The 25,342-nt window shown below is 68.3% G+C and carries 30 protein-coding genes; 20 read left to right on the top strand and 10 right to left on the bottom strand.

Annotated elements, in window-relative coordinates:
- Positions 1-14 precede the first annotated feature (14 nt).
- Positions 15-644: a TetR/AcrR family transcriptional regulator gene (locus LTV02_RS24395; RefSeq protein WP_233034101.1), complete on the top strand. Its 630-nt coding sequence runs from the start codon at positions 15-17 to the stop codon at positions 642-644.
- Between the two features lie 6 nt (positions 645-650).
- On the opposite strand, the gene LTV02_RS24400 is transcribed toward LTV02_RS24395, so the two are convergent.
- Entirely contained in the window at positions 651-1,235 is a 585-nt protein-coding gene (locus tag LTV02_RS24400; protein WP_233034103.1) for a TIGR03086 family metal-binding protein, read from the bottom strand.
- Positions 1,236-1,412: 177 nt separating this feature from the next.
- Here LTV02_RS24400 and LTV02_RS24405 point away from each other — a divergent pair, with 177 nt between their 5' ends.
- Positions 1,413-1,646 carry a hypothetical protein gene (locus LTV02_RS24405; protein ID WP_067716545.1) on the top strand — a complete coding sequence of 78 codons (234 nt, stop codon included), beginning with the start codon at positions 1,413-1,415 and terminating at the stop codon, positions 1,644-1,646.
- 95 nt (positions 1,647-1,741) lie between these two features.
- On the top strand, positions 1,742-2,005 hold the full coding sequence (locus LTV02_RS24410; RefSeq protein ID WP_233034104.1) for a hypothetical protein: 264 nt from the start codon (positions 1,742-1,744) through the stop codon (positions 2,003-2,005).
- 27 nt (positions 2,006-2,032) lie between these two features.
- Here the strand turns inward: LTV02_RS24410 and menD are convergent, their stop codons facing one another.
- Positions 2,033-3,664 (bottom strand): 2-succinyl-5-enolpyruvyl-6-hydroxy-3-cyclohexene-1-carboxylic-acid synthase, encoded by a 1,632-nt coding sequence (menD, locus tag LTV02_RS24415; RefSeq protein ID WP_233034105.1) that lies wholly within the window; start codon positions 3,662-3,664, stop codon positions 2,033-2,035.
- Between the two features lie 227 nt (positions 3,665-3,891).
- Here menD and LTV02_RS24420 point away from each other — a divergent pair, with 227 nt between their 5' ends.
- Positions 3,892-4,719: a siderophore-interacting protein gene (locus LTV02_RS24420; RefSeq protein ID WP_233034106.1), complete on the top strand. Its 828-nt coding sequence runs from the start codon at positions 3,892-3,894 to the stop codon at positions 4,717-4,719.
- Positions 4,720-4,829: 110 nt separating this feature from the next.
- On the opposite strand, the gene LTV02_RS24425 is transcribed toward LTV02_RS24420, so the two are convergent.
- Positions 4,830-5,276, bottom strand: coding sequence for a DUF6918 family protein (locus tag LTV02_RS24425; RefSeq protein WP_067716555.1), 447 nt, complete (start codon positions 5,274-5,276; stop codon positions 4,830-4,832).
- Between the two features lie 344 nt (positions 5,277-5,620).
- Here LTV02_RS24425 and LTV02_RS24430 point away from each other — a divergent pair, with 344 nt between their 5' ends.
- The 11 genes from LTV02_RS24430 (at position 5,621) to LTV02_RS24480 (ending at position 14,701) form a co-directional block, all read left to right on the top strand.
- The gene (locus LTV02_RS24430) at positions 5,621-6,514 is read left to right on the top strand and encodes a 1,4-dihydroxy-2-naphthoyl-CoA synthase (protein WP_067716974.1); all 894 of its coding nucleotides are present in this window, start codon (positions 5,621-5,623) and stop codon (positions 6,512-6,514) included.
- A gap of 181 nt (positions 6,515-6,695) precedes the next feature.
- Positions 6,696-7,088 carry a VOC family protein gene (locus tag LTV02_RS24435; RefSeq protein WP_233034107.1) on the top strand — a complete coding sequence of 131 codons (393 nt, stop codon included), beginning with the start codon at positions 6,696-6,698 and terminating at the stop codon, positions 7,086-7,088.
- Positions 7,089-7,298: 210 nt separating this feature from the next.
- Positions 7,299-8,537: an inorganic phosphate transporter gene (locus LTV02_RS24440; protein WP_233034108.1), complete on the top strand. Its 1,239-nt coding sequence runs from the start codon at positions 7,299-7,301 to the stop codon at positions 8,535-8,537.
- An 11-nt stretch (positions 8,538-8,548) separates the two neighbouring features.
- A complete protein-coding gene (locus tag LTV02_RS24445; RefSeq protein WP_233034110.1) occupies positions 8,549-8,818 on the top strand; it encodes a hypothetical protein in 270 nt (89 codons plus the stop codon).
- 25 nt (positions 8,819-8,843) lie between these two features.
- A complete protein-coding gene (locus tag LTV02_RS24450; protein ID WP_233034111.1) occupies positions 8,844-9,227 on the top strand; it encodes a DUF3349 domain-containing protein in 384 nt (127 codons plus the stop codon).
- A 105-nt stretch (positions 9,228-9,332) separates the two neighbouring features.
- Positions 9,333-10,469, top strand: a complete 1,137-nt coding sequence (gene menE / locus LTV02_RS24455; RefSeq protein ID WP_233041692.1) for an o-succinylbenzoate--CoA ligase — start codon at positions 9,333-9,335, stop codon at positions 10,467-10,469.
- A 189-nt stretch (positions 10,470-10,658) separates the two neighbouring features.
- Positions 10,659-11,669: an ATP-binding cassette domain-containing protein gene (locus LTV02_RS24460; protein WP_067716565.1), complete on the top strand. Its 1,011-nt coding sequence runs from the start codon at positions 10,659-10,661 to the stop codon at positions 11,667-11,669.
- Positions 11,666-12,505: an ABC transporter permease gene (locus LTV02_RS24465; protein ID WP_233034112.1), complete on the top strand. Its 840-nt coding sequence runs from the start codon at positions 11,666-11,668 to the stop codon at positions 12,503-12,505. Before LTV02_RS24460 ends, LTV02_RS24465 begins: the two co-directional genes overlap by 4 nt.
- A 76-nt stretch (positions 12,506-12,581) precedes the next feature.
- Positions 12,582-12,983, top strand: coding sequence for a hypothetical protein (locus LTV02_RS24470; RefSeq protein WP_233034113.1), 402 nt, complete (start codon positions 12,582-12,584; stop codon positions 12,981-12,983).
- Between the two features lie 75 nt (positions 12,984-13,058).
- Entirely contained in the window at positions 13,059-13,838 is a 780-nt protein-coding gene (locus LTV02_RS24475; RefSeq protein ID WP_233034114.1) for a DsbA family protein, read from the top strand.
- Positions 13,835-14,701: a cytochrome c biogenesis CcdA family protein gene (locus tag LTV02_RS24480; protein WP_233034117.1), complete on the top strand. Its 867-nt coding sequence runs from the start codon at positions 13,835-13,837 to the stop codon at positions 14,699-14,701. Before LTV02_RS24475 ends, LTV02_RS24480 begins: the two co-directional genes overlap by 4 nt.
- 16 nt (positions 14,702-14,717) lie before the next feature.
- Here LTV02_RS24480 and LTV02_RS24485 read toward each other — a convergent pair whose 3' ends face one another.
- The gene (locus tag LTV02_RS24485) at positions 14,718-18,356 is read right to left on the bottom strand and encodes an AfsR/SARP family transcriptional regulator (RefSeq protein WP_269821558.1); all 3,639 of its coding nucleotides are present in this window, start codon (positions 18,354-18,356) and stop codon (positions 14,718-14,720) included.
- A 79-nt stretch (positions 18,357-18,435) separates the two neighbouring features.
- Here LTV02_RS24485 and LTV02_RS24495 point away from each other — a divergent pair, with 79 nt between their 5' ends.
- Entirely contained in the window at positions 18,436-18,891 is a 456-nt protein-coding gene (locus LTV02_RS24495) for an SRPBCC family protein (RefSeq protein WP_233034118.1), read from the top strand.
- Between the two features lie 60 nt (positions 18,892-18,951).
- A complete protein-coding gene (locus LTV02_RS24500; protein WP_233034121.1) occupies positions 18,952-19,821 on the top strand; it encodes a 1,4-dihydroxy-2-naphthoate polyprenyltransferase in 870 nt (289 codons plus the stop codon).
- A gap of 80 nt (positions 19,822-19,901) precedes the next feature.
- Here LTV02_RS24500 and LTV02_RS24505 read toward each other — a convergent pair whose 3' ends face one another.
- From LTV02_RS24505 to LTV02_RS24520, 4 genes are all read right to left on the bottom strand, one after another.
- On the bottom strand, positions 19,902-20,282 hold the full coding sequence (locus LTV02_RS24505) for a phage holin family protein (protein ID WP_233034124.1): 381 nt from the start codon (positions 20,280-20,282) through the stop codon (positions 19,902-19,904).
- A gap of 80 nt (positions 20,283-20,362) precedes the next feature.
- On the bottom strand, positions 20,363-20,950 hold the full coding sequence (locus tag LTV02_RS24510; RefSeq protein WP_233034125.1) for a Clp protease N-terminal domain-containing protein: 588 nt from the start codon (positions 20,948-20,950) through the stop codon (positions 20,363-20,365).
- The gene (locus LTV02_RS24515) at positions 20,950-21,171 is read right to left on the bottom strand and encodes a helix-turn-helix domain-containing protein (RefSeq protein WP_067716592.1); all 222 of its coding nucleotides are present in this window, start codon (positions 21,169-21,171) and stop codon (positions 20,950-20,952) included. The genes LTV02_RS24510 and LTV02_RS24515 overlap by 1 nt, the downstream gene beginning before the upstream one ends.
- A gap of 126 nt (positions 21,172-21,297) precedes the next feature.
- The gene (locus LTV02_RS24520) at positions 21,298-21,585 is read right to left on the bottom strand and encodes a hypothetical protein (protein WP_233034126.1); all 288 of its coding nucleotides are present in this window, start codon (positions 21,583-21,585) and stop codon (positions 21,298-21,300) included.
- Positions 21,586-21,725: 140 nt separating this feature from the next.
- Here LTV02_RS24520 and LTV02_RS24525 point away from each other — a divergent pair, with 140 nt between their 5' ends.
- Complete coding sequence (locus tag LTV02_RS24525) at positions 21,726-22,610, top strand: MmyB family transcriptional regulator (protein WP_233034127.1); 885 nt, start codon at positions 21,726-21,728, stop codon at positions 22,608-22,610.
- Positions 22,611-22,647: 37 nt separating this feature from the next.
- Here LTV02_RS24525 and cds1 read toward each other — a convergent pair whose 3' ends face one another.
- Together cds1 and LTV02_RS24535 are read right to left on the bottom strand one after the other, a co-directional pair.
- Complete coding sequence (gene cds1, locus LTV02_RS24530) at positions 22,648-23,733, bottom strand: L-cysteine desulfhydrase Cds1 (protein ID WP_233034128.1); 1,086 nt, start codon at positions 23,731-23,733, stop codon at positions 22,648-22,650.
- Positions 23,730-24,071 carry a DUF4229 domain-containing protein gene (locus LTV02_RS24535; RefSeq protein ID WP_233034129.1) on the bottom strand — a complete coding sequence of 114 codons (342 nt, stop codon included), beginning with the start codon at positions 24,069-24,071 and terminating at the stop codon, positions 23,730-23,732. Before LTV02_RS24535 ends, cds1 begins: the two co-directional genes overlap by 4 nt.
- Before the next feature lie 193 nt (positions 24,072-24,264).
- Here LTV02_RS24535 and LTV02_RS24540 point away from each other — a divergent pair, with 193 nt between their 5' ends.
- Positions 24,265-24,498: a BldC family transcriptional regulator gene (locus tag LTV02_RS24540; RefSeq protein WP_067716605.1), complete on the top strand. Its 234-nt coding sequence runs from the start codon at positions 24,265-24,267 to the stop codon at positions 24,496-24,498.
- Positions 24,499-25,012: 514 nt separating this feature from the next.
- A complete protein-coding gene (locus LTV02_RS24550; protein ID WP_233034131.1) occupies positions 25,013-25,333 on the top strand; it encodes a hypothetical protein in 321 nt (106 codons plus the stop codon).
- Positions 25,334-25,342 lie beyond the last annotated feature (9 nt).

Here is a 25,342-nt window from a genome sequence, read left to right on the forward strand (position 1 = left end):
ACTGGAGGCCCGTTATGGATCAGGATTCGGCCGTCCCCGGCTCGATTCGCCCCGGTGGACGCACCGCCCGCGTCCGCGATGCCGTCCTGCGCGCCGCCGGTGACCTGCTCGCCGAACACGGGTTCGCGCGCCTGGATCTGGCCGAGGTGGCGGCGCGCGCCGAGGTCGGCAAGACCACCGTCTACCGGCGCTGGCGCACCCCGGCCGGACTGGTCGCGGATCTGCTGGTGGAGATGGCGGAAACCTCGCTGCCGCACAGCGATACGGGCTCGCTGGCCGGTGACCTGCTGGCCAATGCGCGGCTGGTCGCCAAGACGCTGACCGACGACCGGCAGGGACGGCTCTTCCGCGCCGTCATCGCCGCCGCGACCAGCGATGATACGGCCGCCATAGCACTGCACCGCTTCTACGACACTCGCTTGACCGAATGGTCGCCCTGTGTCGAGGCGGCCATCGCCCGGGGCGAAGTGCCGCCCGGCACCGATCCGCGCGCGGTGCTGTCCGCCGTTTCGGCCCCGCTGTACTACCGGCTGCTCGCCAGCGGGGATCCCATCGACGACGAAACCGTCACGGGCGCAGCCGAAGCCGCCGCCGTCGCCGCACGGGCGGGCGTGTGGGTTCCGGCCGCGAGCGCGCCGGAATGAGGAAGATCAGTTGTGGCTGGCGGTCCAGTCGGGATCGCGGCCGGTGAGGCCGAGCAGGCGATCGAGCGACGAGGCATTGTCCGGGACCGCGACGACCGGGCCGAACAGGCCGGGGGTGCCCTCGATCGGATTGCCCTTCATCATGTCCAGCAGGATGGCGATATCGTCCGAATCCGGCGCGTAGGGCTGCGAGGTCGCCCGCGCCAGATCCCAGCCGTGGATGACCATTTCGTCCAGCGCCACCCCGGCCATTTCCGCGGCGGGCAGCAGCACCCCGCCGGCCTCCGTCTCGCCGGCCCAGGCGGCCGGTTCCTGCCAGGCCGCGACCAGCGCCTTGAGCTGAGCGGGAATTACGGTGCGCCAATCGTTTCCGAGCACCGCTTCGACCGCGGTCGGCGCGACCGAGACGCCGACGGATTCCTTGGTGGCGGCCTGCCGGAAAGCCTCGGTCAGCATGGCGACATGGGCCAGCAGCGCGCGCACGTTCGCGCCGGTGGGAGTGGGGAGTTCGAGTTGCTCGTCGGTAATGCCGGTGACCACCGTTTCGAGTGCGATGGCCGCGGGTTCCAGGTCGAAGGTCGGATGCTGCACGGGATCCTCCCGGTTCAGTAGCGGACGCCGGGGCGGCGGCCTGCTCCCGAATGTGGACTACCCGGTTCGCCGGAAATCATCGCTGTTTTCGGCGAAATGCGATCGCACCGCCCGTTCGCAACCGCATCGTTAGGCCCGGAATCGCCCAAAAGCCCTGGTGGCGAGGAGAATTGATAGATGAAGGGTGATCGAGTGGAGATCGTCATCGACACCGGTGAGGGTTCTCGCAATTACGAAGTAGCCGCCACTCGCGCGGGCCGGCGGGTCGAGGTCCGCATCGCGCGCGGCGTGGTGGAAGTCAGTGAAGTGACCAGGACCGGCAGCGCCGTGCGCATCGCGCGGTTCCTGGCGTCCCGGGTGGTGGCCCTGGTGGAGCATCCGGCTCAGGACACCGCGCTGCCGGACGAGTGAGCCGGGAGGTTGCCTATTCGCCGCGATCGGGGGCATGCTCGAAATATCCGACTGCATTCGGCCCCCGGCCGGCCCGGCAGAGAGGAGTACCTCCGATGACCGATCGCAGCATCGAATCCGTACCCGAAGCCGATTACGTCGAACAGCACACGCCCGCCTATCCCGGCGACGAACCGTATCCGGACGCCGACGCGTACCCCGATCAGGACGTGCTCGCCGATTCCGTCATCGAATCCGACAGCGAGACGGCGCCGGTGCCCGCGGGCGACAGCGGCTGGACCGCGAACGAAGCCGATCTCGTCGAGCAATCGATTCCGGTGCCCCTCGACGACGAATACGACGCGGCGAACGGCGAATAGGCCGCCCGCCGGGGCGGACCGGAGTCCCTAGCCCGCGACGCCCGCCCGCACGGTGGCGTGCAGTTCCCGGAGGCTGGAGCGTTCGGTCGCGACCTCCAGCACCCGGATGCCGTGCGCGCCGCCGGTGAGTTCGACGGCCAGCTGCGCGGGATCCACCTGGCGGTGCGGTACCCGGTAGGCGGCGCAGAGCGCGGCCAGATCCATGCCGTGCGGGGTGCCGAACACACGCTCGAACACGCCCGCGTACTGCGGATCGCCCTGTTCCAGCAGTTCGAAGATGCCGCCGCCGTCGTCATTGGCGACCACGATGGTGAGATCCTCCGGCCGCGGTTCGCCCGGGCCGATGAGCAGGCCGGAGGCATCGTGCAGGAAGGTCAGGTCGCCCATCAGCGCGATGGTGCGGCCGGTATGGGTGAGCGCCGCGCCGACCGCCGCCGAGACGGTGCCGTCGATACCGGCCACGCCGCGATTGGACATGACGCGCACGCCCGGGCGCGGGGTGGAGACCAGGGCGGCATCGCGGACCGGGTTGGACGCGCCGAGCAGCAGTTGATCGCCCTCGCGCAGGGCGTCCATCACCACCGCCGCCACGTGCAGACCGGTCGGCTTCGGGTGGCCGGCGAGCTCGTCGCGAACCACCTTGGCAGCCTTGGCATCCAGGTCACGGCAGTGTTCGAGCCATTCCGCGCGCGGCGCGCCGTAAGTCACCGCGCGGGTGCCGGTGCCCACCACATTGCCCGAGACATCGGGCCAGCGCGGGCCGGTGGTCAGTGCGTACACGGTGACCTCGGGATCGGCGAGCAGCCGCGAGACCGGCCGGTGCAGGGTCGGCCGCCCGGTGATGATGGCCTGCTTGGGCCGCAGCAGCGGCAGCGCGAGCGGATGCAGGGCCGGACCGTGCATGGGCGCGGTCGGCTCGGCCACCGTGGGCAGTGCGGCGAGTTCGGGCCGATGCCCCGCGCCGTGCCCGGAGATGACCACCGTGTCCGGCGTCAGATCGATATCCAGCGGCACATCGAGGGTCGCGTATTGCGTTGCGGTCCACGGGCGGTCGCCGTCGCGCCCGGCGGGCAACGCCGCGCCCGCGGCATCCGGGACCAGCGGTTCGCGCAGCGGGATGTCGAACTGCACCGGTCCGGCATTGCCGGAGCGGGTGCCGCGCGCGGCGGCCAGCACCCGGCACACCGCCGAACGCCACACGCTGTTCTGCTTGGGGTACAGGTCCGCGGGCTGCTCCACCTCGGCCAGCCCGAGGCTGATGGCCGCGCGCACCTGGCTGCCGAACAGGCCGAACTGCTCGACCGTCTGGTTCGATCCGGTGCCGAGCATCTCGTACGGCCGGTTGGCGCTGATCACGATGAGCGGGATGCGCGCGTAATTGGCTTCGAGCACCGCGGGCCCGAGATTGGCGACCGCGGTGCCGGAGGTCATGACGACCGGAACCGGGCGGCCGGCGGCCACCGCCAGCCCGATGGCCAGGAATCCCGCGCTGCGCTCGTCGATCCGCATGTGCAGCCGGATCCGCCCGGCCGCGTCGGCGGCCTGTAAGGCGAAGGCCAGCGGCGCGTTTCGCGATCCCGGGCACAGGACCACATCGCGCACGCCACCGCGCGCGAGTTCGTCGACGACGACCTGAGCCTGTGCTGTCGAGGGATTCACAACCCCCAGCCTCTCAGACAGTCGATCATTACGCTCCGTCGCCCCGCTCACAGTGCTATCGGCCCTCCGCTTCGCTCCGGGCGGTTCGCGGCCTTTATGTCCCGGTCTTCCCTCCCTCCGCTCCCCCGCTTCGCTCCTCCGCTCCACTCAGTCCAGACCGGGACGGCCGCGAACTTTTCGGTGATCACACCATTCTGGTATTAGTTAGGGTTTGCTAACCTAAGCGAATGGCGAAGCGCACCAAGTACCTCAAGCCCGAGCAGCGGGCGATTCTCACTCCCGAAGTGCTGGCGAGCAAGCGGATCAGCCCGAACTTCGTTCGCGTCACGCTGGGCGGGGACGGGTTGTCCGGTTTCAGCGCAATGGGATTCGACCAGTGGTTCCGGCTGTTCATGCCGGGCAAGGACGGCAATCTGAAGCTGCCGACCTCGACGGCCTCCCTCGGCTGGTACGCGCAGTACCTGATGATGGGCAAGGAGCATCGGCCGCTGGTGCGCAACTACACCGTGCGGGATTACCGCGCTGCCGGTTTCGGGGAGTTCGGCAGCACGGCCGAGCTCGATATCGATTTCGCCGTCCACGCCGAGGACAGCCCGGCCGCGGCCTGGGCCAACACCGCCACGCCGGGGTCGAAGGTGGGGCTGCTGGACGAGGGCATCACCTACCAGGCGCCGGAGCACACCGAGTGGTCGCTGCTGGTCGGGGACGAGAGCGCGCTGCCCGCCATCGGCGGCATTCTGCGGTCCGCGCCGCGCGAACTGAAAGGCGCGGCGTTCATCGAGATTCCGAGCGCGGAGGACAAGCAGGAACTGAACGCGCCCGCGGGCGTCGAGGTGAATTGGCTGGTTCGCACCGATGCGCACGGTGAGGCCGGGGCGCTGTGCGCGGATGCGGTGCGGCGGGCCGAGATTCCCGCAAGAGGGGTTTACGCATTCGTGGCCGGCGAGCAGAAGTTGTGCGCGAGCGTGCGGCGCTACCTGGCGCAGGAGCGGGAAATCCCGAAGGCCGACATTGTTTTCACCGGTTACTGGCGAGTCGGCAAAGCCCAGGGGTGAATCGAAAACGGGATCGATCCCAGGGGGGATCGATCCCGTGCGCGATCGTGAAAACGATCGTCGCGGAACCGTGTTCGCGACCCCCACCGGGTCGCGAACCGGTCGGTTTTTTAACCGGCGTGACGCTGAATGAGGGCGCCGACACGCGGAAGAGCCTCGGCGACATGCTTCTTCGCCGAACCACGCATCGAGTTGTAGACCTTGGTCAGCGCGGGGCGCGAAGACGACTCGGCACGCGCGTCGGTGACCGCGAGCAGCGCCTCGGCAACCTCGTCCTGCTTGGCGACCAGCAGGTCGGCGAAAGAGCCCGAGCCGGAAGCCTGGAACTCGGCCCAGTACGGCTCCAGCTGCGAGACCAGCTTGGGTGCGAACGACTCCAGCGCGTCACCCACGATCGAAGGGCTGACCTTCTTGATCGCGGCGTAGCCGCCCTTCACGGCGAGGCCCGACGCGCCGCCCTTGTCCGACACCTCCTCATCAAGAACCTTCTGAGCGTCGGCGATGAAGGCCGGACGCTTGGCGTCATCGAGCAGGGATTCAGACAGTGCTGCAACCACTTTCAGGTTCCTCCGGATAGTTTTTCGATGAACGAGCGCACGCAACTATACGCACCGGTGACCCCGCACACACGATGCCGTCGCGCGTCTCACTGCCAGGGCAGCAACAGCACTGTAAAGCACCCGCAATCGATTGGCAGCGTTTCACTTTCGGCTCCCGTTTGACCGGCGTTCACTTCCCACACCGTGTGAAGACCGCCGAGCGTCATTCGGGTAACCCGGTCCGCTATCGATCAGCTCCCTTATCGCACGACCGAAATCCGCGACCGGCGAAAATTCGAGGGAGCGAAATCACCTTGGTGTGGCTGCACCAACCACGACCCCTCAGCAGTATGTTCGAGGCCGTGACCTTCAATTCCGCGCTGTGGCGGCCCGTGCCCGGGTTCGAGAACCTCACAGACATCACGTACCACCGGCACATCGAGCAGGGCACCGTCCGGATCGCCTTCGATCGACCGGAAGTCCGGAACGCCTTCCGGCCGCACACCGTCGACGAGCTGTACAACGCGCTCGATCACGCCCGCATGACCGCCGATGTGGGCGCGGTCCTGCTCACCGGGAACGGGCCCTCGGAGAAGGACGGCGGCTGGGCCTTCTGCTCCGGCGGCGATCAGCGGATTCGCGGGCGCAGCGGGTATCAGTACGCGACCGGCGACACCGCCGACACGGTGGACGTGGCGCGCGCGGGGCGGCTGCACATCCTCGAGGTGCAGCGGCTGATCCGGTTCATGCCGAAGGTGGTCATCGCGCTGGTGAACGGCTGGGCGGCGGGCGGCGGGCATTCGCTGCACGTGACCTGCGACCTCACCTTGGCCTCCCGCGAGCACGCGCGGTTCAAGCAGACCGATGCCGACGTGGGCTCGTTCGACGCCGGGTACGGCAGCGCCTACCTGGCGAAGATGGTGGGGCAGAAGTTCGCTCGCGAGGTGTTCTTCCTGGGGCGGCCGTACACCGCCGAGGAGATGCACGCGATGGGCGCGGTGAACGCGGTCGTCGATCACGCCGAGCTGGAGGACGTGGCCCTCGAATGGACCGCCGAGATCCTCGGCAAGTCGCCCCAGGCGATTCGCATGCTGAAGTACGCCTTCAACCTCCCCGACGACGGACTGGTCGGTCAGCAGCTGTTCGCCGGCGAGGCCACCCGCCTGGCCTACATGACCGACGAGGCCGTCGAGGGCCGCGATGCCTTCCTCGAAAAGCGCAAGCCGGACTGGAAGCCGTACCCCTGGTATTTCTGACCTCTCCCGGGACTCTCGGGGGCTTCGCCCCCGAACCCCACTTCACGCCGCCGCGGGGCCCCAGCTCCCGGGGGCCTTGCTTCGCCCCAACCCACTCCACGCGGCCGCGCCGGCCCTATCTCTCCGGGGGCCTTCGGGGGCTTTGCCCCCGAACCCTTTTCCGCTCTGCAAAGCTGGCGGCATGGAGATACTCAGCAGTCGGTTGATCCTGCGGCCGGTCGAGTACGAGCGGACGCTGGAGTTCTATCGAGATGCGCTGGGGCTGGCCATCGCCCGCGAGTACCCCGGGGGGACGGTGTTCTTCGCCGGGCAGGGGCTCATCGAGGTGGCCGGGCACGGCCGCGCCGAGGATGCCCCGGCGGCGTTCTCCGGCGCGATCTGGTTGCAGGTGCGTGACTGCTCCGACGCGGCGGCCGAGCTCGCGCTGCGCGGCATTCCGATCGACCGGGCCCCGCAGCAGGAGCCGTGGGGGCTGATCGAGATGTGGGTGCGCGATCCGGACGGGGTGCCGATCGTGCTCGTCGAGATCCCCTCGGATCACCCCATCCGGCGTGACATCCGAGGCGACAACTGATTTCGTGAGATTTGGGTAACTCCTCGGGTACGCCCGAAATCGGTTCGGCACCCAGCCGCAGGCACGGGTGCACTACCCGCGGCGGCACCCGAGCCGCCCGCTGAAGTCGCGGAGAGGCGGAACAGCAAGCCTTAGCAAACTGGTTGGTGTGATTCGCGTCCGGGGGTGTCGGTTAACACGCCGTGAACGGCGTGCCGCAGACTGAACGGTGTGTCTGCCGAACTGCTCGTTCTGCTGATCGTTGTTCTCACGGCCCTGGCGTTCGACTTCACCAACGGATTCCACGACACCGCGAACGCGATGGCCACCTCGATCGCCACCGGTGCGCTCCCGCCGCGTACAGCCGTACTCCTGTCCGGGGCGCTGAATCTCGTCGGCGCGTTCCTCAGCGTCGCGGTCGCCGCCACCGTCGCGGAGGGCATCGTCGACCTCTCCGAAGTCAGCGGGCGGGCACTGCTCGACATCGTCTTCGCGGGACTCGTCGGCGGCATTCTCTGGAATCTGTTCACCTGGCTGCTGGGCCTGCCGTCGAGTTCCTCGCACGCACTGTTCGGCGGCCTGATCGGCGCCACCATCGCGGCGCTGGGCTGGGACGGGGTGATCTGGACCGCGGGCAGCAAGGGCGTGCTCGCGAAGATCATCATTCCGGCGCTGCTGGCCCCCGTGGTGGCGGCGCTGGTCGCGGCCATCGGATCGTGGCTGGTGTACCGGATCACCCGGGGCAGCAACGACAAGACCGTGGATCGCGGATTCCGGTGGGGGCAGATCGGTTCCGCCTCGCTGGTCTCCCTCGCGCACGGCACCAACGATGCGCAGAAGACCATGGGCATCATCTTCCTGGCGCTCATCGCGCACGGCTCCGCCAAGGCCAGCGATCCGCTGCCGCTGTGGGTGATCGTGTCCTGCGCGGTCGCCATCGCGGCCGGCACCTGTCTGGGCGGCTGGCGCATCATCCGCACGCTCGGCAAGGGCCTGGTCGACATCGCCCCGCCGCAGGGCTTCGCGGCCGAATCCACCTCGGCGGCGATCATTCTCACCTCCGCGCACTTCGGCCTGCCGCTGTCCACCACCCAGACCGTGACCGGATCCATCCTCGGCTCGGGCATCGGGCGCGGCGCGGAAGTGCGCTGGGCGGTGCTCGGGCGCATGGTGGTGGCCTGGGTGCTGACGCTGCCGCTGGCCGGCGTGGTCGGCGCGCTGTGCTGGGCGCTGCTGCACGGAATCGGCGGGCTCGCGGGCGTATTGGTGGTGTTCGCGCTGCTCATCGCCATGGCGGGAATGATCTGGATCCGCTCGCAGCGCACCGCGGTCAACTCGCACAACGTCAATGACGAGTGGCGGGGCGAGACGCCCGGCGACCCCGGTCCGGCCGGCGGTTCGGGTCCGGCGGGCGGCTCCGGCACGCCGGTGCGGCCGGACGGCGGCGCGATCAGCAACGGAATCGGTTAGGGGCCACGATCATGCACACGTTCATGAACAACCTCACCGACCTGTGGCAGGTCACCCTCGCGGCCCTGCTCTTCGGCGCGGGCCTGCCCACCATCTTCGCGATCGGGATTCGCTATCGCGCGCAGGTGGATTCGGGCGCCACCGGCGGCACCCGCTCGATCGCGCTGGCCGTGTCCTCGATCTGCTTCGCCGTGGTCATGATCGCGGTGGTGGTGGGTGTGCTCTTCATCGCACGCGCATTCCTCGCCTCCCGACTGGGTATCCATCTGCTCGGCGCGTGACGCCGCCGTACCGAAAGGCACGCTGATGAGCACTCCCGAACAGCCGAACGCCCCCGATTCGCCCGAGCCCGCGCGCCCGGCCGAACCGGCGCGGCCGTCGCTGCCGCTGGCCGGCGTACCGCAGAAGGTCCTGAACTGGCTCAAAGCCGGATATCCGCAGGGCATTCCGCAATCGGACTATGTGGCGCTGCTCGCGGTACTGCACCGGCGGCTCACCGATTACGAGGTGCATCTCATCGTGGAGGAGCTGGTGCGCGAACGCGTCGCCAGCTCGGAGATCGAACGCACCGACATCGAGGCCGCCATCGTCCGAGTTGCCAAGGAGCAGCCCGGCGAGGACGATATCGCTCGGGTGGCCTCCCGGCTGGCAGCCGGTGGCTGGCCATTGGCGACACCGACGTCCGACTGACCGACCGACCCACATCGACCCCGGGCGCCGAACCCCCTCTCGTGCGCCGCCCTCCATCGAAATGGCACGATCGCGAACGTGAGCAATACCCTCCGCACCCTCCCCATGCCCACCGGCTCAGGCGTCGGTGACGTATTGCCGCACCTGCGGGAAGCCCTGGAGGGCAACGGCCCCGCCTGGCTGCCCATCCCCACCACCGACCGCCGTGAGGCGCAACGACTCTCGAGTTCGCTGCGGCCCGGCGAGTCCATCGACGACGAGGTGGCGCTGGTGGTGACCACCTCCGGGACCACCGGAATTCCCAAGGGCGCCATGCTCTCCGCGGCCGCGCTGCGGGCCAGCGGCGATGCCACGCACGAGCGGCTCGGCGGGCCGGGGCAGTGGCTGCTGGCGTTGCCGACCCATCACATCGCGGGCATTCAGGTGCTGCTGCGCAGCATTCTGGCCGGGACCGAACCGGCCGTGCTGGACGTGTCGGGTGGGTTCCTGCCCGAAGGGCTGGCCAGTGCGATCGCCGGGATGCGGGGGCCGCGCAAGTACACCTCGCTGGTGCCGACGCAGCTGATCAAAGCCCTGGACGAGCCGATCGGGCGGGAAGCGCTCGCGAGCTTGGACGCCGTGCTGGTCGGCGGGGCCGCCACGCCCGCACCGGTGCTGGCGCGCGCCCACGAGGCCGGAATCAATGTGGTCCGCACCTACGGGATGAGCGAAACCTGCGGCGGCTGCGTGTACGACGGAGTACCGCTGACGGGCACCGAGGTTCGTATCGATGACGGGCGCGTCCTGCTCGGCGGTGCGACCCTGGCCAAGGGCTACCGCAATCAGCCCGATCACGCCGCGTTCGCCGAACCCGGCTGGTTCCGCACCGAGGACGCGGGCTTCCTCGAGGACGGTGTGCTCACCGTCACCGGCCGCCTCGACGAGGCGATCATGACCGGCGGCCTGCTGGTCATCCCCCAGGTGGTCGAAGCCGTGCTGATCACCCACCCCGCCGTCTCCGAGGTGGTCGTCCTCGGCCTCCCCGACGCCCGCCTGGGCCAGCGCGTAGCCACCGCCATCGTCCCCGTGGCCGGAGTCACCCCGCCCACCCTCGACGAACTCCGCGACCACGTCGTAGCCGAACTCGACGCCATCGCCGCCCCCCGCGAACTCGCGATCCTCGACGAACTCCCCCTCCGCGGCCCGGGCAAACCCGACCGCACCAAACTCCGCGAACACCTCCTCGCGGGGTCCCCGCACTGAGAGTGAGACAACTCTCGTAGCTCTCAGGGGCAAGCCCCTGAAACCCCATGAGAGAAGGGGGTCCGGGGGCTTTGCCCCCGCCTATTCTCTTCGCCCCGACCAGGGCGACAGGGCGTGCAAGCGGGCTTGCGCCGGTCACGCAATCGCCGTGCAAGGGCGGTGAAAGGGGCGGACCGCAGAGTTCTCGGCATGACTTCTTACACCTCTGCTGAGACGCTCGCCATCGAGGCGGACGGCCTGGTCAAGGTCTTCGGGGAGCAGCGGGCCGTCGACGGCGTCAGTCTCGCGGTTCCGCGGGGGGCTGTGTACGGCGTGCTCGGTCCCAACGGCGCCGGCAAGACCACGACCATTCGCATGCTGGCCACGCTGCTGCGGCCCGACGGCGGCAGCGCGCGGATCTTCGGGCGCGATGTGCTGACCGAACCGACCGCGGTGCGCTCGCTGATCGGCGTCACCGGTCAGTACGCCTCCGTCGACGAGAAACTGTCCGCCACCGAGAACCTGGTGATCTTCTCCCGCCTGCTCGGCCTGTCCAAGGCCGATTCCCGGCGCAAATCGGCCGAACTGCTGGAGGAGTTCGGGCTCACCGAGGCCGCCGACAAGCCGCTGGAGAACTTCTCCGGCGGTATGCGCCGCCGGCTCGACCTGGCCGCCAGCCTGATCTCGCGCCCGCCGCTGCTGTTCCTGGACGAACCCACCACCGGCCTGGACCCGCGCACCCGCGCCCAGATGTGGGACACCATCCGCCGCCTGGTGCGCGAGGGCTCCACCGTCCTGCTCACCACCCAGTACCTGGACGAGGCCGACCAGCTGGCCGACCGGATCGCGGTCATCGATCGCGGCAAGGTCATCGCCGACGGCACCTCGAACGAACTCAAAGCGTCCGTGGGCCTTTCGGCCCTGCAGCTCACGCTGGCCGATCGCGCGCAGATCGAACAGGCGCGAATCCTGGTGGGCGAGTTCCTCTCCCGCGCCGAGGGCCGCATCGTCGAAGCGACGGTCAGCCCCGAGGCCGGCCGGATCACCGCCCCGCTGCCCGACCCCTCCATCACCACCGACATCCTGATCCGCTTGCGCGAGCACGACATCCGGATCGACGAGATCAATGTCGCCAAGCCCTCCCTGGACGAAGTGTTCTTCGCACTCACCGGGCACGGCGCCGACGACGAGACCGACAGCACCGAACGGAGCGCGGCATGACCACCACCCTCGACAAACCCGCCGGACGGCACGCCGCCGACCGGACCCCGATTCCCGAGGTCAGCAATCACGTTCCGTTCAAGCAGACGGTCGCGAACTCGCTCACCATGGCCTACCGGGGCATCCTCAAGATCAAGCACAATCCGGAGCAGCTGTTCGACGTCACCGTGCAGCCCATCCTGTTCACCGCCCTGTTCGCCTATATCTTCGGCGGCGCGATCGGCGGCAACGTGCACGACTACCTGCCCATCCTGATCCCCGGCATCCTGGTCCAGACCGTGGTGCTGACCTCGGTCGTCACCGGCACCCAGCTGCGCGAGGACATGGACAAGGGCGTGTTCGACCGCTTCAAATCGCTGCCCATCGCCCGCATTTCGGCGCTCGCCGGGGCGTTGATCGCCGATATGGTGCGGTACGGGCTGGCCACCACGCTGACCATCGCCATGGGCCTGGTCCTGGGCTACCGGCCGCAGGGCGGCGTGCTCGCCGTGCTGGTCGCCGGTCTGGTCGTGGTGTTCTGCTCCTTCGCCATCAGCTGGATCTGGGCGCTCATCGGCATCACCGGCAAGAGCGCGCCCGCGGTGCAGGGCATGTCGATGATGATCATGTTCCCGCTCACCTTCATGTCCGGCGCGTTCGCCGCGGTCTCCACCATGCCGGGCTGGCTGCAGGGCATCAACAAGGTCAACCCGATCTACTACATGGTCAATACCGCCCGCGATCTGATGAACGGCGGTGTGTACAGCACCGACCTGCTCTGGTCGCTGGTCGGCTCGATCGTGGTGATCGCGATCTTCGCCCCGCTCGCGGTGCGCGCCTACATGCGCCGCGCCTGAGCGAGCACGCTCGACAAGCGCAAAACGCCCGTCCACCGCGAAATCGGTGGGCGGGCGTTCTGTTATGGTCGGTCCGGTGAATTCCACGACCGCCCCGCTACGCCGAAAGTCCTTTCGGCTGCGCTGCGCTGTGCTGGTGACCGGAATTCTCACCGTGTTCGGGCTGCTGGTCGCGGTGGCGGAATGGGGTTCCACCCAACAGGTTTCGATTGCCTCCGGGGAATACGCGGTGGCCTCCGGACTGTCGCACGTGACGCTCGGCACGACGCCGGTCTGCGGTAAGCGCGATCCCGGCGCGGCCGATCCCATCGCCCCGCTGGCCGCTCCCCCGCGGGCGGCCGCCGACCAGCTCATCACCCCGGTCACCGGGCTGATTCCGGAATTCACACCGGAGCAGCGACTTTCGATCGACGCCCGGCCGCGCGCGCCCGCCGTGCCGGTGCCGGCTCCCCATCTGACGACGGTGCTGATCATTTAGATGATCCGGCACGCCTTTTCGTGCCGTTCTCGCATTCACCCTCGATTCGGATGATCGCCGTTCAGGAGCATTCCCTTGTCTCGAAAGACCCCTGCCCGGAAAACCGCCGCGCGGAAAACCACTGCCCGGAAAACCTCGAACAATCGCAAATGGCTTGCGGGACTGGCGCTCGCCGCCGCGGCCGTACTGCTCGGCATTGCCGTATTCCAAATGAGCAGCGGCGGTGAGAAAGCCGATGCGAAATCGCAGAAGTCCGCCGCCGCTAGCGACCCGCGCTACGCGGAACTCGCGAAACTGGCCCGCCGCGATGCCGCCGACCCGCTGGCCCGGGGCCGCGCCGACGCGCCCGTGGTGATGGTGGAGTACTCCGATTTCCAGTGCCCGTTCTGCCGCACCTTCGGCCGCAAGATCGAACCGCAGCTCATCGCCGACTACGTGGATCAGGGCGTGCTGCGCATCGAATGGCGCAACTACCCGATCTTCGGCGCGGAGTCCGAGACCGCCGCGCACGCCTCCTGGGCGGCCGGGCAGCAGGGCAAGTTCTGGGAATTCCACGACACCCTGATGGCCAACGCGCCCGAGAAGAAGAACACCGGCGCGCTCACGCCCGATCGCATGGCGGAACTGGCCGGGCAGGCCGGAGTCGCCGATATCGCCAAGTTCCGGGCCGATATGGATTCGCCCGCCGCCGCCTCCGCCGTGCAGCGCGACGTGACCGAGGCGTACTCGCTGGGCGTGTCCTCCACCCCCGCCTTCCTGATCAATGGCCGCCCGGTGCTCGGCGCGCAGCCGATCGAGCAGTTCGAGGCCGTGATCGAGCTGGCGGCCCAGGCGGTGCGGGACGGTCAGGAATGAGCGGCACCGTCGGCTATTTCGCCGCCTTCCTCGGCGGCCTGCTGGCGCTGCTGAGCCCGTGCAGCGCGCTGCTGCTGCCGAGCTTCTTCGCCTACTCGTTCCGATCGCAGGGCAAGCTGCTGGCCCGCACCGGGGTCTTCTACCTCGGCCTGGCGACCACGCTGGTGCCGCTGGGTGTGGCGGGATCGTTTGCCGGGCAGCTGCTTTCGGGGCACCGCGAGTTGCTGATCACCATCGGCGGCTGGACCATCATCGGCCTGGGCGTCCTGCAGATCTTCGGCCGAGGTTTCGCTTTCGGCTTCGCCCAGCGCGCCGCCGCCGGACAGGGCCGACCCGAACGCTCCGGCCCGGTCTACCTGCTCGGTCTGGTCTACGGCCTCGCCGGTTTCTGCGCCGGACCGATCCTCGGGTCGATTCTCGCCGTGGCGGCGGTCGGCGGATCACCGGTGCGGGGCGGCATCCTGCTGGCCGTCTACGCTCTCGGCCTGGCCGCCCCGCTGTTCGTCATGGCATCGCTGTGGGACCGCTTCGGCCTGGGCCGGCGACAGTGGTTGCGCGGCCGCAGTTTCCACCTCGGCCGCCTCGAACTGCACACCACGTCCCTGCTGTCCGGGGTCTTCTTCATCGTGCTCGGCGCGGTGTTCCTGCTCTTCGACGGCGCGTCCGCGCTGCCCGGAATGGTGAACGCGGACACCGAATTCCGCCTGGAATCGGCGGTGCAGCGACTCGGCGCCACGGTCTCGGACACCACCGTGCTGCTGATCCTGGGCGCGGTCGTTCTCGCCGTACTGGCGTGGCGGCTGTTGCGCACCGGCGCCGACGAGAGCGAGGAGCCCGCGGACCGGGAGCTCGAGAACGCCTGAGCCGCGGGTGCCGCCGTCAGTGATTCTCGTGGAACTCCGTGAGCAGCTCCATGATTCGCTCGGCGGCGGCCCGGCGGCCCAGATGCGCGGTCGCCCGCATGGCGGCCCAGACGCGTTCCGCGCCGAGCTTGGGCCGGTGCAGGTCCAGGTGCCGGCCCAGTCGCATGGACGGATAGTCCTGGCGGGCGAACACGCGCGGCGCGAGCGCCAGCAATTCCAGTCCGTGATCGGTGTATTCGCCGATGGCGAGCATATAACTGCCCACCGCGGCGGCGACCCCGCCGACCTGCGGCAGATCCCAGTACTGCGCCAGCCGCTGCACCGCCATGTCGACCAGTTCGATGACCAGCTTGTGCACTTCCTCGGGGCGATCGTGCACCACGTAGGCGTCCACCACGGCGGAGCCCAGCATCATCTCGCCGGGGCCGGGCGCGGGTCCGGCGTGCGGCCAGTTCAGCAGGGTGAGGACCCGCCGGTACCGGCGCAGCCCGGTCTCGATCTCCCCTTCGGCCAGTTCGATTTCCGCCAGCCCGGCGGTGACGACCGCGCGCCGGTGATTGGGTTCGAGACTGCCGCGCAGCAGCGAGGTCTCGATCCCGACCAGGCCCATGAGCGGTTCCAGTTCCCGCCGCCCCTCCTCGACCCGGCCGGTGGCGGCCAGGCCCACCGCCAGATAGCTGCGGATCTCGACGCTCTCCTCGTAGGCGTGCAGCCGGTGCATTAGTTCGGCCGCGCGCCGGTAGAAGTCGACCGATTCGGCGTAATGCGCCGTCTGCCCGTGCATGCTGCCCAGGTGCTGGCACACCATGGCGGTGCCCCAGGTGTCTTCCGCCACACCGGCTTTCAGCGCGCGTTCGGCATCGCGGATGGAGCCGTGCACGTCGCCGGAGTTCTCGCGCAGGTTCGCGCGCAGCAGCAGTGCCGCGCCCTGGGTGCGGCGATCGGGCGAGCGGGCGCCGTCGCAGAGCACGCGGGCCAGCCGCAGCGAACCCTCGCCCGTATTGATGGTCGCGAGTTCGCCCAGGTACCGGAAGACCGGGGAGAGCGGGATGGGCGCCGCCAGCAGTTTCCGGATATGCGTGCGCACGGTGGCGATCCCGCGCAGGCCGGTGCCGAACATGTACATCATGTGCAGGCCCAGGATGAGCTGCCCGAACATCTGCAGATCGGCTTCGGCCTCGCTCTGCGGTCCGGAGCGGATGGGCAGTGCGAGAATGCGCCACACCCAGCCCATGAGTTCCAGGTGCGCGCCGCGCATCACCCAGATGCCGGCCAGCAGCGGATAGACGATGTGCACGGTCTCGGCGTCGCCGCGATCGAGGGCGTGACGCAGCACCGCGACCAGATTGTCGATCTCCGAGACCACGTCCAGCACGGCCGGAATCTGTTCGTCGGTCGGGTAGCGGATCGCGGCCCGGATGGCGAAATCCCGGCCCCACGCCGTCATCCGGTCCATCACCAGTTCGGACTCGCCGGCGAAAGCGAGCTGCTCCTCACCGAATTCGCGCACCGTTTCCAGCATGCGATAGCGGGTGCGTTCGCCGCGCTCGGATTCCTCGCCGAGCACGGTCAGCAGCGATTGCCCGACCAGGCCGTCGACGGCGGCCGCGATATCGAGCACCTGGTCGTCGGCGGACACCGCCTCGGCCGCGCCGAGCGTGAAGCCCGCCGGGAATCGGCACAGCCGGCGCAGCGCGACCCGCTGTTCGGCATCGAGCAGATTCCAGCTCCACTCGATCACCGCGTGCAGGGTGCGATGCCGTTGCGGCGAACCGCGATCCCCGCTGCGCAGCAACGCGAATCGGCGATCGAGCCGGGATTCGATCTCCTCCACGCTCATGGTGCGCACCCGCGCCGCCGCCAGTTCGATGGCCAGCGGCAGCCCGTCGAGGGTGTGACACAGCCGCGCCACCACCTCCGGATCCAAGCGCACCGAGGGCCGCACCGCGCGCGCCCGCACCGAGAACAGCTCGGTGGCGGGCGAGCCGTTCGGGTCGATCTCCAAGGGCGGCAACGGATATACGGTCTCCGCGGAGATCTCCAGCGGCGCCCGGCTGGTGGTCAGTACGGTCAGCCGGTCGGTCACCCCGACGAGATCCGCCACCACCTCCGCCACGGCCTCGATCAAATGCTCGCAATTGTCGAGTATCAACAGCATCGGCCGCGAAGCCAGCGCCTCCCGCAACCGCACCCGCACATCGCGAGTTCGCATGGGCCGCAACACATTCGTGTCCCGGCTCACCTCCCCTACCCCGAGCGTCGCCGCGATCGCGCCCTCCACCTCGAGCCGCGTCTCGGCCACCCCGCCCGGATCCGGCCGCAGCGAAGCCAATTCGACCAGCACCACCGAGGTCTCCTCGGCGAACCGAGCGCCCAGCTCATTGACGACCCGCGTCTTCCCGGTCCCGCCCGGCCCCAGCACCGTGGTCACCCGCGACCGGCGCAGCAACCCCTCCAGCTCCGCCAGATCGGCCTCCCGCCCCAGCAACGGGTTCGGCGCGACCCGCAACCCGATCTGCGCGGTGTGCGACAGCAGCGCACCACGTCCGGCATCCGTATCACTTTGTGCCGCAAGATAATCAGCTTCCGGTCCCGCAGGTTGCTCGACCCTCGGCCGGTACGACGCTCCGGCCGGAGCGTGCGCGCTCCGGAGACCGCCCGTCGCCGAGCCCGTGCTCGCCGATCCGCTGACCCCGGCGAACGATCCGGCGGCCCCGCCGACCGTGGCGGAACCGCCGGCGGCAACTGCGGAATCCTCCCCGCCCGCGATATGCCGACCGGAACCGAACCCTTCCGATTCGGACGGCGCGGGCACCGCACTTCCGTGTTCACCCCGCCCGCCCGGCCGCGGGCTGCCGGGGAGAGGTTCGCCGCGCAGGATGGCGGTGTTCAGGGCGACCAGGGCCGGGCCCGGGTCGGCGCCGAGCTGGTCCACCAATCGGGTTCGGAGGGAAGCGAAGACGTCGAGGGCCTCGTTGGTGCGGCCGGCGGTGGCGAGCAGGCGCATGAGGGTGGCGTGGGCGGGTTCGTCCAGGGGTTCGGCGGTGACGATGGCGCGGGCCAGGTCGATGGCGCCGTCGAGATCGCCGAGTTGTTCGCGGGCGGCGAGTTCGACGGTGTCGAGGGCGCGGGACTGGGCGGCGGCGAGGCCGATGAGTTCGTCGGCGACCGGTCCGGGTGGGAGGTCGGCGCCGGGGTCGCCGCGCCACAGGTCGCGGGCGGCGGCGATCAGTTCCAGGGCGGTCGCGGGGTCACCGGCGGTATGGGCTTGGCGGGCTTGCTTTTCCAGGTGCTGGGCGAGGGTGAGGTCCACCTGATCGGGCGCGAGCACCAGGCGATATCCGGCGGGACCGATTTCGAGCACGCCCTCGGGAAGCGCCGAGCGTAGTCGGGAGACCTGGGTGTGCAGGGCGTTCATCGGCGCGCGGGGCGGCTCGTCGCCCCAGACGTCGTCGATCAGCGCCTGGGCGTTGCGGCTGCGGCCGGGATGGGTCGCGAGGGCGGCGACCAGCAGGCGGGCGCGGGTTCCGGGTACGGGTACGAGCGCGCCGTCGCGGCGCAGCGCGACTTCGCCCAGCAGGGCCACCAGGACCGCGTGGTTCGCGGTAACCGGCCGGGTGTTCCCGGCCCCAGAACTGCCTGTTTGCGAATACATTCCTTGCCAATCCTAGGTGAGCGGCGATGCGGTCGCCGGATTCGACCGATCCGCCGGTGCCGTCGCCTAGGCTCAGCCCATGGCCGAATTCGACATTCAGCGGGAAACGGTCATCAAGGCCGATCCCGTCCAGGTCCAAGCGCTCATCGACGACTTCCACCAGTGGCAGAAGTGGTCGCCGTGGGAGGGCTTGGATCCCGATATGGAGCGTGTGTACAGCGGGGCCGATCGCGGCATAGGCGCCCGGTATTTCTGGAACGGCAACCGTAAGGCCGGCAAGGGTGACATGGAGATCACCTCGGCCACCGCGGACGCCATCGGTATTCGCCTGCGTTTCGAGAAGCCCTGGAAAGCGACCAACGACGTCACCTTCGAATTCGCCCCGCAGGGCGACACCACCGCCGTGACCTGGCGGATGACCGGCAAGCACACCGGGCCGATGGCCCTGCTGAGCCGTTTCATCCCGATGGATCGCCTGGTGGGCAAGGACTTCGAGAAGGGCCTGGCACAGCTCAAGGCCGCCGCCGAGCGCTGATCCCGAAGTCACCTCGCGCGGGGCAGCGCCCGCCGCGCCCCGCGCACTAGGCTGCGGTGCATGGCTACAGCAGCACAGTGGATCGAGGGCGCGCGGCCGCGCACACTTCCGAACGCGGTCGCCCCGGTTCTGGTGGGGACGGGGGCGGCGGCCTCGATCGACGGCGTCAACTGGTGGAAAGCGGCGCTGTGCCTGCTGCTTTCGGTGGCGCTCATCATCGGCGTGAACTACGCCAACGACTATTCCGACGGTATTCGCGGCACCGACGACGAGCGGGTGGGCCCGCTGCGCCTGGTCGGTTCCAAGCTGGCCAGTCCGGCCGCGGTGCGCAATGCCGCCATCGGCTGCCTGGTGCTCGGCGCGATCGTCGGCCTGGTGCTGGTGGCGACCAGCGCCTGGTGGCTGCTGATCGTCGGCGCGGCCTGCCTGGCCGGCGCCTGGTTCTACACCGGCGGCCGGAATCCGTACGGCTACAGCGGTTTCGGTGAGATCGCGGTGTTCGTGTTCTTCGGCCTGGTCGCGGTGCTGGGCACCCAGTTCGTGCAGGCCGGGAAGATCGATTGGGCCGGCCTGGCGGGCGCGATCGCCGTGGGTTCGTTCTCCAGCGCCGTGCTGGTCACCAACAACCTGCGCGATATCCCGACCGACGCGGTGACCGGCAAGACCACGCTCGCGGTCAAGCTCGGCGATACCCGCACCCGCACTTTGCATCTGGTGCTGATCGCGGTGCCGTTCCTGATGAGCCTGGTGCTGGTGGCCCGCACCCCGTGGGCGCTGGCCGGGCTGATCGCGCTGCCGCTGGCGTTCAAGGCCAACGAGCCGGTGCGCACCGGAAAGAACGGACCGGGCCTGATTCCCGCGCTGGCGGGAACCGGCCTGGCCCTGCTGGTCTGGTCGCTCGCGACGGCGGTCGCGCTCACCCTCGCCTGACGGCGAGTCGAACTCGCGAAGGGGGTGTGGGGACGAAACCCCCACACCCCCTTTCCGTACCGGTCGTCCGGGGGACCGCGTCAGTCGTTGTCGGGGACCAGAATCCCGAGGATCCAGTTCACCAGGGCGATGATGATGCCGCCCAGCACCGCGGCCCAGAATCCCTCGACGTGCAGCTGGTAGCTGGTGGTCTCGGTGATCTTCGAGGTCAGCCACAGTACGAAGGCATTGATCACCAGCAGGAACAGGCCCAGCGTCACCACCACCAGGGGCAGTGACAAGAGCTGGATGATCGGTTTCACCACCGCGTTGATGACGGCGAACACCACTGCGGCGATGGCGATCACGATCAGTTTGCTCTGCGTGGTGTCCTCGGGCGACACGATCTCGATACCGCCGACCCACGCGGCCGCGAGCCAGATGGCCACACCATTGATGATCAGGCGAAGCAGGAGCGTCATGCTGCGATCGTAGGGCGCGATCGCGTCCGGGGCCCGGCTTCACACACGACCGACCGGTCACAATCGCGTCCATCGCGGTATCAGGCCGCGCTGTCCAGGTAACGGCCGACGGCCTCGCGCACCGCCGCGATCCCGTCCTCGCCGCCCAGCAGCCGCCGGGTGGTGTCGTTGGGCGCGCGCAGCACCCCTAGCAGCACGTGCCCGGCCTCGATGCGGTCGTCCCCGCGCGCGATGGTCTCGCGCAGCGACAGTTCGAGCACCTTCTTGGCGTCCCGGGTGAACGGAATGTGCCCGGTGTTCATGCCTTTCGGACCGCGGAAGAGCCCGCGCCGCTCCTTCTCGGCCGGCACTGCCCGCTCCAGCGCGTCCTCCCCGAACGTCGCCTCCAAGCTCTCCCGCACCGCGTCCAGGTCGATCCCGATGGAGCGCAACGCTTCCGCGTCCTCTGCCCCGAGCGGCTCCCCGGTGCGCTTGCGGCCCAGTTCGCCGCGCACGCCCTCGGCCGTGATCCCCCGCTCGGCCAGCAATCGCCGCAGCCCCTCGTCCGGCGCGACCAGCAATCCCAGCAGCACGTGCTCGACCTGAATGGACGGGGATCGCAATTCCCGGGCTTCCTCCTGCGCCACCACGATGGCGTACTTCGGCGCCTTGGCGAATCGTTCGAACATCAGCGGATACCGCCCTTCCGGTTGTACTTCTGGTGGACCGCCTGCCGGCTGACCTCGAGCGCGTCCGCGATGGCCTGCCAGGACCAGCCCTGTTTGCGGGCGTTGGCGACCTGGATGGTCTCGAGCCGTTCGAGCAACCGGCGCAGCGCGAGGACCGCGCGGAGCCCGACCTGGGGGTCGGGGCTGCCGGCGGCGGCCGCCAGAGTCGTTGCTTCACTCATGTACGTCAATTTACGTTGACACGCTCGGGTCGTCAACGAAAATTGACACACAGCGCGAAAAAGAGGGCCCGAAGGGAACATCCCTCCGAACCCTCGCAATGGGAACGACAGTCGTCGCGTAACCGCTCAGTACCAAGTGGTGAACGGGGCGTAGTCGCACACATGCCCGTCGACCCAGCCCCACACGGTCTCCGGATCGACCTCGACGCCGTCCTGCAGCCGGAGCAGCCAGCCGCTGGGCACCCGCTCCCAGATATCGCCGTCGCGATCGCGATACAGCCCGCAGGCCAAAGGCTCCCACGCGTGCCCGGTCCGCAGCGATTCCGACCGAATGGTCTGGTCACCGCCGTACGTCATCACCCATGGCCCGACCGTGACGTTGACGTCCATGACCGATCGCGGATGCTGCCCCAACTCGACTCCTGATTTGTTGTTGTTTCAAACTATTGGAGCAGAACGGGATACCGCACACCCCCTCGTCAGGCGACCGTGCGTGTATCGCTGGACAACCGCGCGTGTACCAGACGGCTATACAAGTAAGGTCACCCTAAGTAATGAATGGAGTTCCAACGTTCGGCGAGTTCATTCGCCAACGGCGCACGACCGCTAGCCTCACCCGCCCCCAACTCGCGTGGCTCGCCAACCTCTCGGTCCCCTATCTGACCAAGATCGAAGGCGGCGCCACCCCCTCCCGGCGGGTCGTCGAATCACTCAGCACCGCACTGGAACTGCTGCCCGCCGAGTTCGAGTACGCCCTCATCCTGGCCGAAGGACCAAGTCCGCGAATCGAACCCGATCAGCCCTCCGCCATCGACCTCGAGTATCTCGAGCTGCTCAATCCCAAGATCGCGGCCTTCATCACCGGGGCCATGGACATCATCGCCATCAATGCCGCCCACGAGGAGGCGTTCCCGCAATTGCTGCCGGGCGTCAACTATCTGGAGTGGATGATGCTCAATCCGATCTCCAAAACCGTACTGGTCGATTGGATGGGAGAAGCCAAGCAGGCGGTCAAGTCCTTCCGGATCATGCTGGCGCGCAACGGACCCAGCGAGCACACCCAGCAGATCATCGACACCTGCCTGGAGAGCCCGGAATTCGGCATCCTGTGGCGCGGGGACGCCGTCGCCAACGAGCGGCCGGATCGCACGAAGCTGGTGCGCAATCCCAAGACCCTCGCCATCACCGAGCTCCGGATGAACATCTGGCGCACCCAATCCGGCTTGCAATCCTGGATGCTGGTGCTCGGTACGAGCGTGGACCAACCCATGGCGGTCACCCGCCCAGTCCTGCGTGAGCGCCCCGGGGCGTCAAGGGCTATTAACAGATCCGAGGGTCCCGACACCCTCGTACTGCGCCCGCAACCGGGCCGGAAAGGGCGCGAACCCCTACCCACACAGCCACTTCAGCAAATAATTAGCAAACCGGAAGATGGGTGATCAACGGTTCTCAGCCGATCGCCGTGCCGTGCGAAAACTAGCCGGACCAATGACCGGTAGCGATGAATTCGGCAATGACCGCGGTGGGCTCGGTGAGGCTCAGCCCCTGACCGGCAACCCAGTCGTCGTTGAAATAGGTTCCGGCATAACGGTCTCCGCCGTCACACAGCAGGGTGACCACAGAACCCTTGCGACCCTCCGAAATCATATCGGCTATCAGGGCAAATGCCCCCCAGAGGTTGGTTCCGGTCGAACCGCCCACCCGGCGCCCGAGGGCCTCGCTGGCGATCCGCGTCGCCGCGATCGACGCCGCGTCCGGCACCTCGAGCATGGTGTCGACCACCTGCCCCACGAACGACGGCTCCACCCGCGGCCGCCCGATTCCCTCGATCCGCGAAGGCATTCCGGTCTGGTACCCGATGTCGTCGAGTTCGTAGCCGCCGTAGAAGGCCGAATTCTCCGGATCCACCACCGCCAGCCTGGTGGCGTGCCGCCGATACCGCAGGTAGCGGCCGATGGTCGCGCTGGTGCCGCCGGTACCGGCCCCCACCACGATCCACTCCGGCACCGGATGCGCCTCCAACTCCATTTGGGTGAAGATGGATTCGGCGATGTTGTTGTTCCCGCGCCAGTCCGTCGCCCGTTCGGCGTAGGTGAACTGGTCCATGTAGTGGCCGCCGGTCTCGGCCGCCAAACGCGCTGCCTCCGTATAGATATCGGGGGCCTTCTCGACCAGATGGCAACGCCCGCCCTGCGCCTCGATCAGCGCCAGCTTCTCCGGCGAGGTCTTGGCCGGCACCACCGCCACGAAGTCCAGGCCCAGCAGTTTCGCGAAGTAGGCCTCGGAGATCGCGGTGGAACCGGACGAAGCCTCCACCACCGTGGTGCCTTCGACCACCCAGCCGTTGCAGATGGCGTACAGGAACAGCGATCTCGCCAGGCGGTGCTTGAGACTGCCTGTGATGTGGGTGGATTCGTCCTTGAGATAGAGCTGGATGCCCCATTCCGCGGGCAGCGGGTAGCGCAGCAGATGGGTGTCGGCGCTGCGCTGGGTGTCGGCGTCGATCAGCCGCACCGCATTGTCGGCCCAGTCCCGCGGGGTGGAGCGCACGCAGCGCTTCACGCGTCACCGCCCTGCAGCCGCTTCATCAGCTGCTCGCGGTCGCTGCGGCGCTTCGCGTCCACCGCGGCGATGTCCTTGTTCACCTGGGCGCGCAGCTTCTTGAACAGCACCAGCGACAGCGGCATGGCGATGAGCAGCGCGAACAGCAGCGCGACGATGAGCGGGATGGACACCTTCACCAGCGCGGCCACGCCCAGGATGATCGCGGCGATGACGACCACCAGGCCCAGCCGGGCCACCGTGTAGAGGGCCAGATTGCGAGCCAGGCGGCGGCCCGCGCTCGGGGTCGGGGATGCGTCAGACACGGCCCTCAGCCTAGGTGACGGCGATTCGGGCATTCCCCGCACCCTCCGCCCGAATGTCGCTGGATATTCGCTGCAAGCCGGAAAACCGTGACCGTAAACACATAACGGATATCCGTTTTGTCTATTACTTCCCCTTTACCAAATCGAGACTGTTCGAACACTCGGGGGTCACAGTGCAACGATGTCGCTACTGATGAGGGATCTGTCGATACGGAAAGGTTTGCGAATGACTGCGTTCACCGCGGTACCCCGCGTATTGGGTTCCGTCACCGGCCAGGACACCCTGCTCACCCCGGGCCAAGTGGCAGCCCTGTTCCATGTGGATCCGAAGACCGTCACGCGCTGGGCGCATGCCGGACGCCTCGGATCCTTGCGTACCCCCGGCGGTCACCGCCGATTCCGCGAATCCGAAGTCATGCAACTGCTCAAGTCCCTCACCACCGAGGCGACCCGCGTGTAAACCCTATTTCGAGTTCCACAGTGTCAGAGGTACGTAACCGGACTACCCTCGTTCGCAGGAGGTGAGCGACGTGGCGTACCTGTTGGCACTCATCGCGGTAGTGGCCGTCGCGATGTTGTGCTGGAAAGCTTTCGGGCCCCAGCGATCCGCCGGCACCGGTCCAGCACCCACCCGGCGTACCCGAATAATCGGGCCCGAAGACGATCCGGATTTCCTGCGCCGGCTCTCCCGTGAGCATCGCGACGGCGAATCGACCTGATGAACCCATAGGGCTCGCGACCGAGCTCCCCTATTGGCAGTACCTGTGACCGTCCCCCGGCACGATCCGCCCTGCAACGGATCAGCCGGGGGACGTCTCGTTTTGGTGCAAACCGAACATTTGCTTTCTACTCCGGGGGCATACTCGATCTTGCTTTGCCAGAATTGAGCGCCCGCACAGCGGGAAGTCGGTCCAAGCAAGATCGCTGAATCTCTCGTTTTTCCAGGTTTTCCAACCAGCACGGAAGAAGGAGCGATGAAGATCAAACGATTCACAGCAGCCGCCGTGCTCGCCTTCTCGGCCACGGTGCTCACCGCCGGAGTAGTGGGCGCGGAACCCGTCGCGGTGGAGCCGGCGCCACCGGTCACCGAACCCGTCTACGACCCCGCTATCGACGATCCGGTCATGCACCAGTGCAATGCCATCATCGGCGCGCTGGTGGGCGGCGTCATCGGCGGCAGTCTGAGCGCGGTGCCCGGCGCGGCCATCGGCGCGGCGATCGGTGCGGCCGTCGGCTGGTCGCTGCTCTACCCGCCCGGACCGCCGCTGGCCTGCTGGCGGCCTTCGGAGAATTAGGAACCGGCC

This window comes from Nocardia yamanashiensis (assembly GCF_021183565.1).
GTDB lineage: Bacteria > Actinomycetota > Actinomycetes > Mycobacteriales > Mycobacteriaceae > Nocardia > Nocardia yamanashiensis.

What these genes read in the sequence shown, in the direction of transcription:
- LTV02_RS24395 (WP_233034101.1), top strand. Translation starts at nt 15, where the DNA reads ATGGATCAGGATTCGGCCGTCCCCGGCTCGATTCGCCCCGGTGGACGC.
- LTV02_RS24405 (WP_067716545.1), top strand. Translation starts at nt 1,413, where the DNA reads ATGAAGGGTGATCGAGTGGAGATCGTCATCGACACCGGTGAGGGTTCT.
- LTV02_RS24410 (WP_233034104.1), top strand. Translation starts at nt 1,742, where the DNA reads ATGACCGATCGCAGCATCGAATCCGTACCCGAAGCCGATTACGTCGAA.
- LTV02_RS24420 (WP_233034106.1), top strand. Translation starts at nt 3,892, where the DNA reads ATGGCGAAGCGCACCAAGTACCTCAAGCCCGAGCAGCGGGCGATTCTC.
- LTV02_RS24435 (WP_233034107.1), top strand. Translation starts at nt 6,696, where the DNA reads ATGGAGATACTCAGCAGTCGGTTGATCCTGCGGCCGGTCGAGTACGAG.
- LTV02_RS24445 (WP_233034110.1), top strand. Translation starts at nt 8,549, where the DNA reads ATGCACACGTTCATGAACAACCTCACCGACCTGTGGCAGGTCACCCTC.
- LTV02_RS24450 (WP_233034111.1), top strand. Translation starts at nt 8,844, where the DNA reads ATGAGCACTCCCGAACAGCCGAACGCCCCCGATTCGCCCGAGCCCGCG.
- menE (WP_233041692.1), top strand. Translation starts at nt 9,333, where the DNA reads ATGCCCACCGGCTCAGGCGTCGGTGACGTATTGCCGCACCTGCGGGAA.
- LTV02_RS24460 (WP_067716565.1), top strand. Translation starts at nt 10,659, where the DNA reads ATGACTTCTTACACCTCTGCTGAGACGCTCGCCATCGAGGCGGACGGC.
- LTV02_RS24465 (WP_233034112.1), top strand. Translation starts at nt 11,666, where the DNA reads ATGACCACCACCCTCGACAAACCCGCCGGACGGCACGCCGCCGACCGG.
- LTV02_RS24480 (WP_233034117.1), top strand. Translation starts at nt 13,835, where the DNA reads ATGAGCGGCACCGTCGGCTATTTCGCCGCCTTCCTCGGCGGCCTGCTG.
- LTV02_RS24485 (WP_269821558.1), bottom strand. Translation starts at nt 18,356, where the DNA reads ATGTATTCGCAAACAGGCAGTTCTGGGGCCGGGAACACCCGGCCGGTT.
- LTV02_RS24495 (WP_233034118.1), top strand. Translation starts at nt 18,436, where the DNA reads ATGGCCGAATTCGACATTCAGCGGGAAACGGTCATCAAGGCCGATCCC.
- LTV02_RS24500 (WP_233034121.1), top strand. Translation starts at nt 18,952, where the DNA reads ATGGCTACAGCAGCACAGTGGATCGAGGGCGCGCGGCCGCGCACACTT.
- LTV02_RS24505 (WP_233034124.1), bottom strand. Translation starts at nt 20,282, where the DNA reads ATGACGCTCCTGCTTCGCCTGATCATCAATGGTGTGGCCATCTGGCTC.
- LTV02_RS24510 (WP_233034125.1), bottom strand. Translation starts at nt 20,950, where the DNA reads ATGTTCGAACGATTCGCCAAGGCGCCGAAGTACGCCATCGTGGTGGCG.
- LTV02_RS24515 (WP_067716592.1), bottom strand. Translation starts at nt 21,171, where the DNA reads ATGAGTGAAGCAACGACTCTGGCGGCCGCCGCCGGCAGCCCCGACCCC.
- LTV02_RS24525 (WP_233034127.1), top strand. Translation starts at nt 21,726, where the DNA reads ATGAATGGAGTTCCAACGTTCGGCGAGTTCATTCGCCAACGGCGCACG.
- LTV02_RS24535 (WP_233034129.1), bottom strand. Translation starts at nt 24,071, where the DNA reads ATGCCCGAATCGCCGTCACCTAGGCTGAGGGCCGTGTCTGACGCATCC.
- LTV02_RS24540 (WP_067716605.1), top strand. Translation starts at nt 24,265, where the DNA reads ATGACTGCGTTCACCGCGGTACCCCGCGTATTGGGTTCCGTCACCGGC.
- LTV02_RS24550 (WP_233034131.1), top strand. Translation starts at nt 25,013, where the DNA reads ATGAAGATCAAACGATTCACAGCAGCCGCCGTGCTCGCCTTCTCGGCC.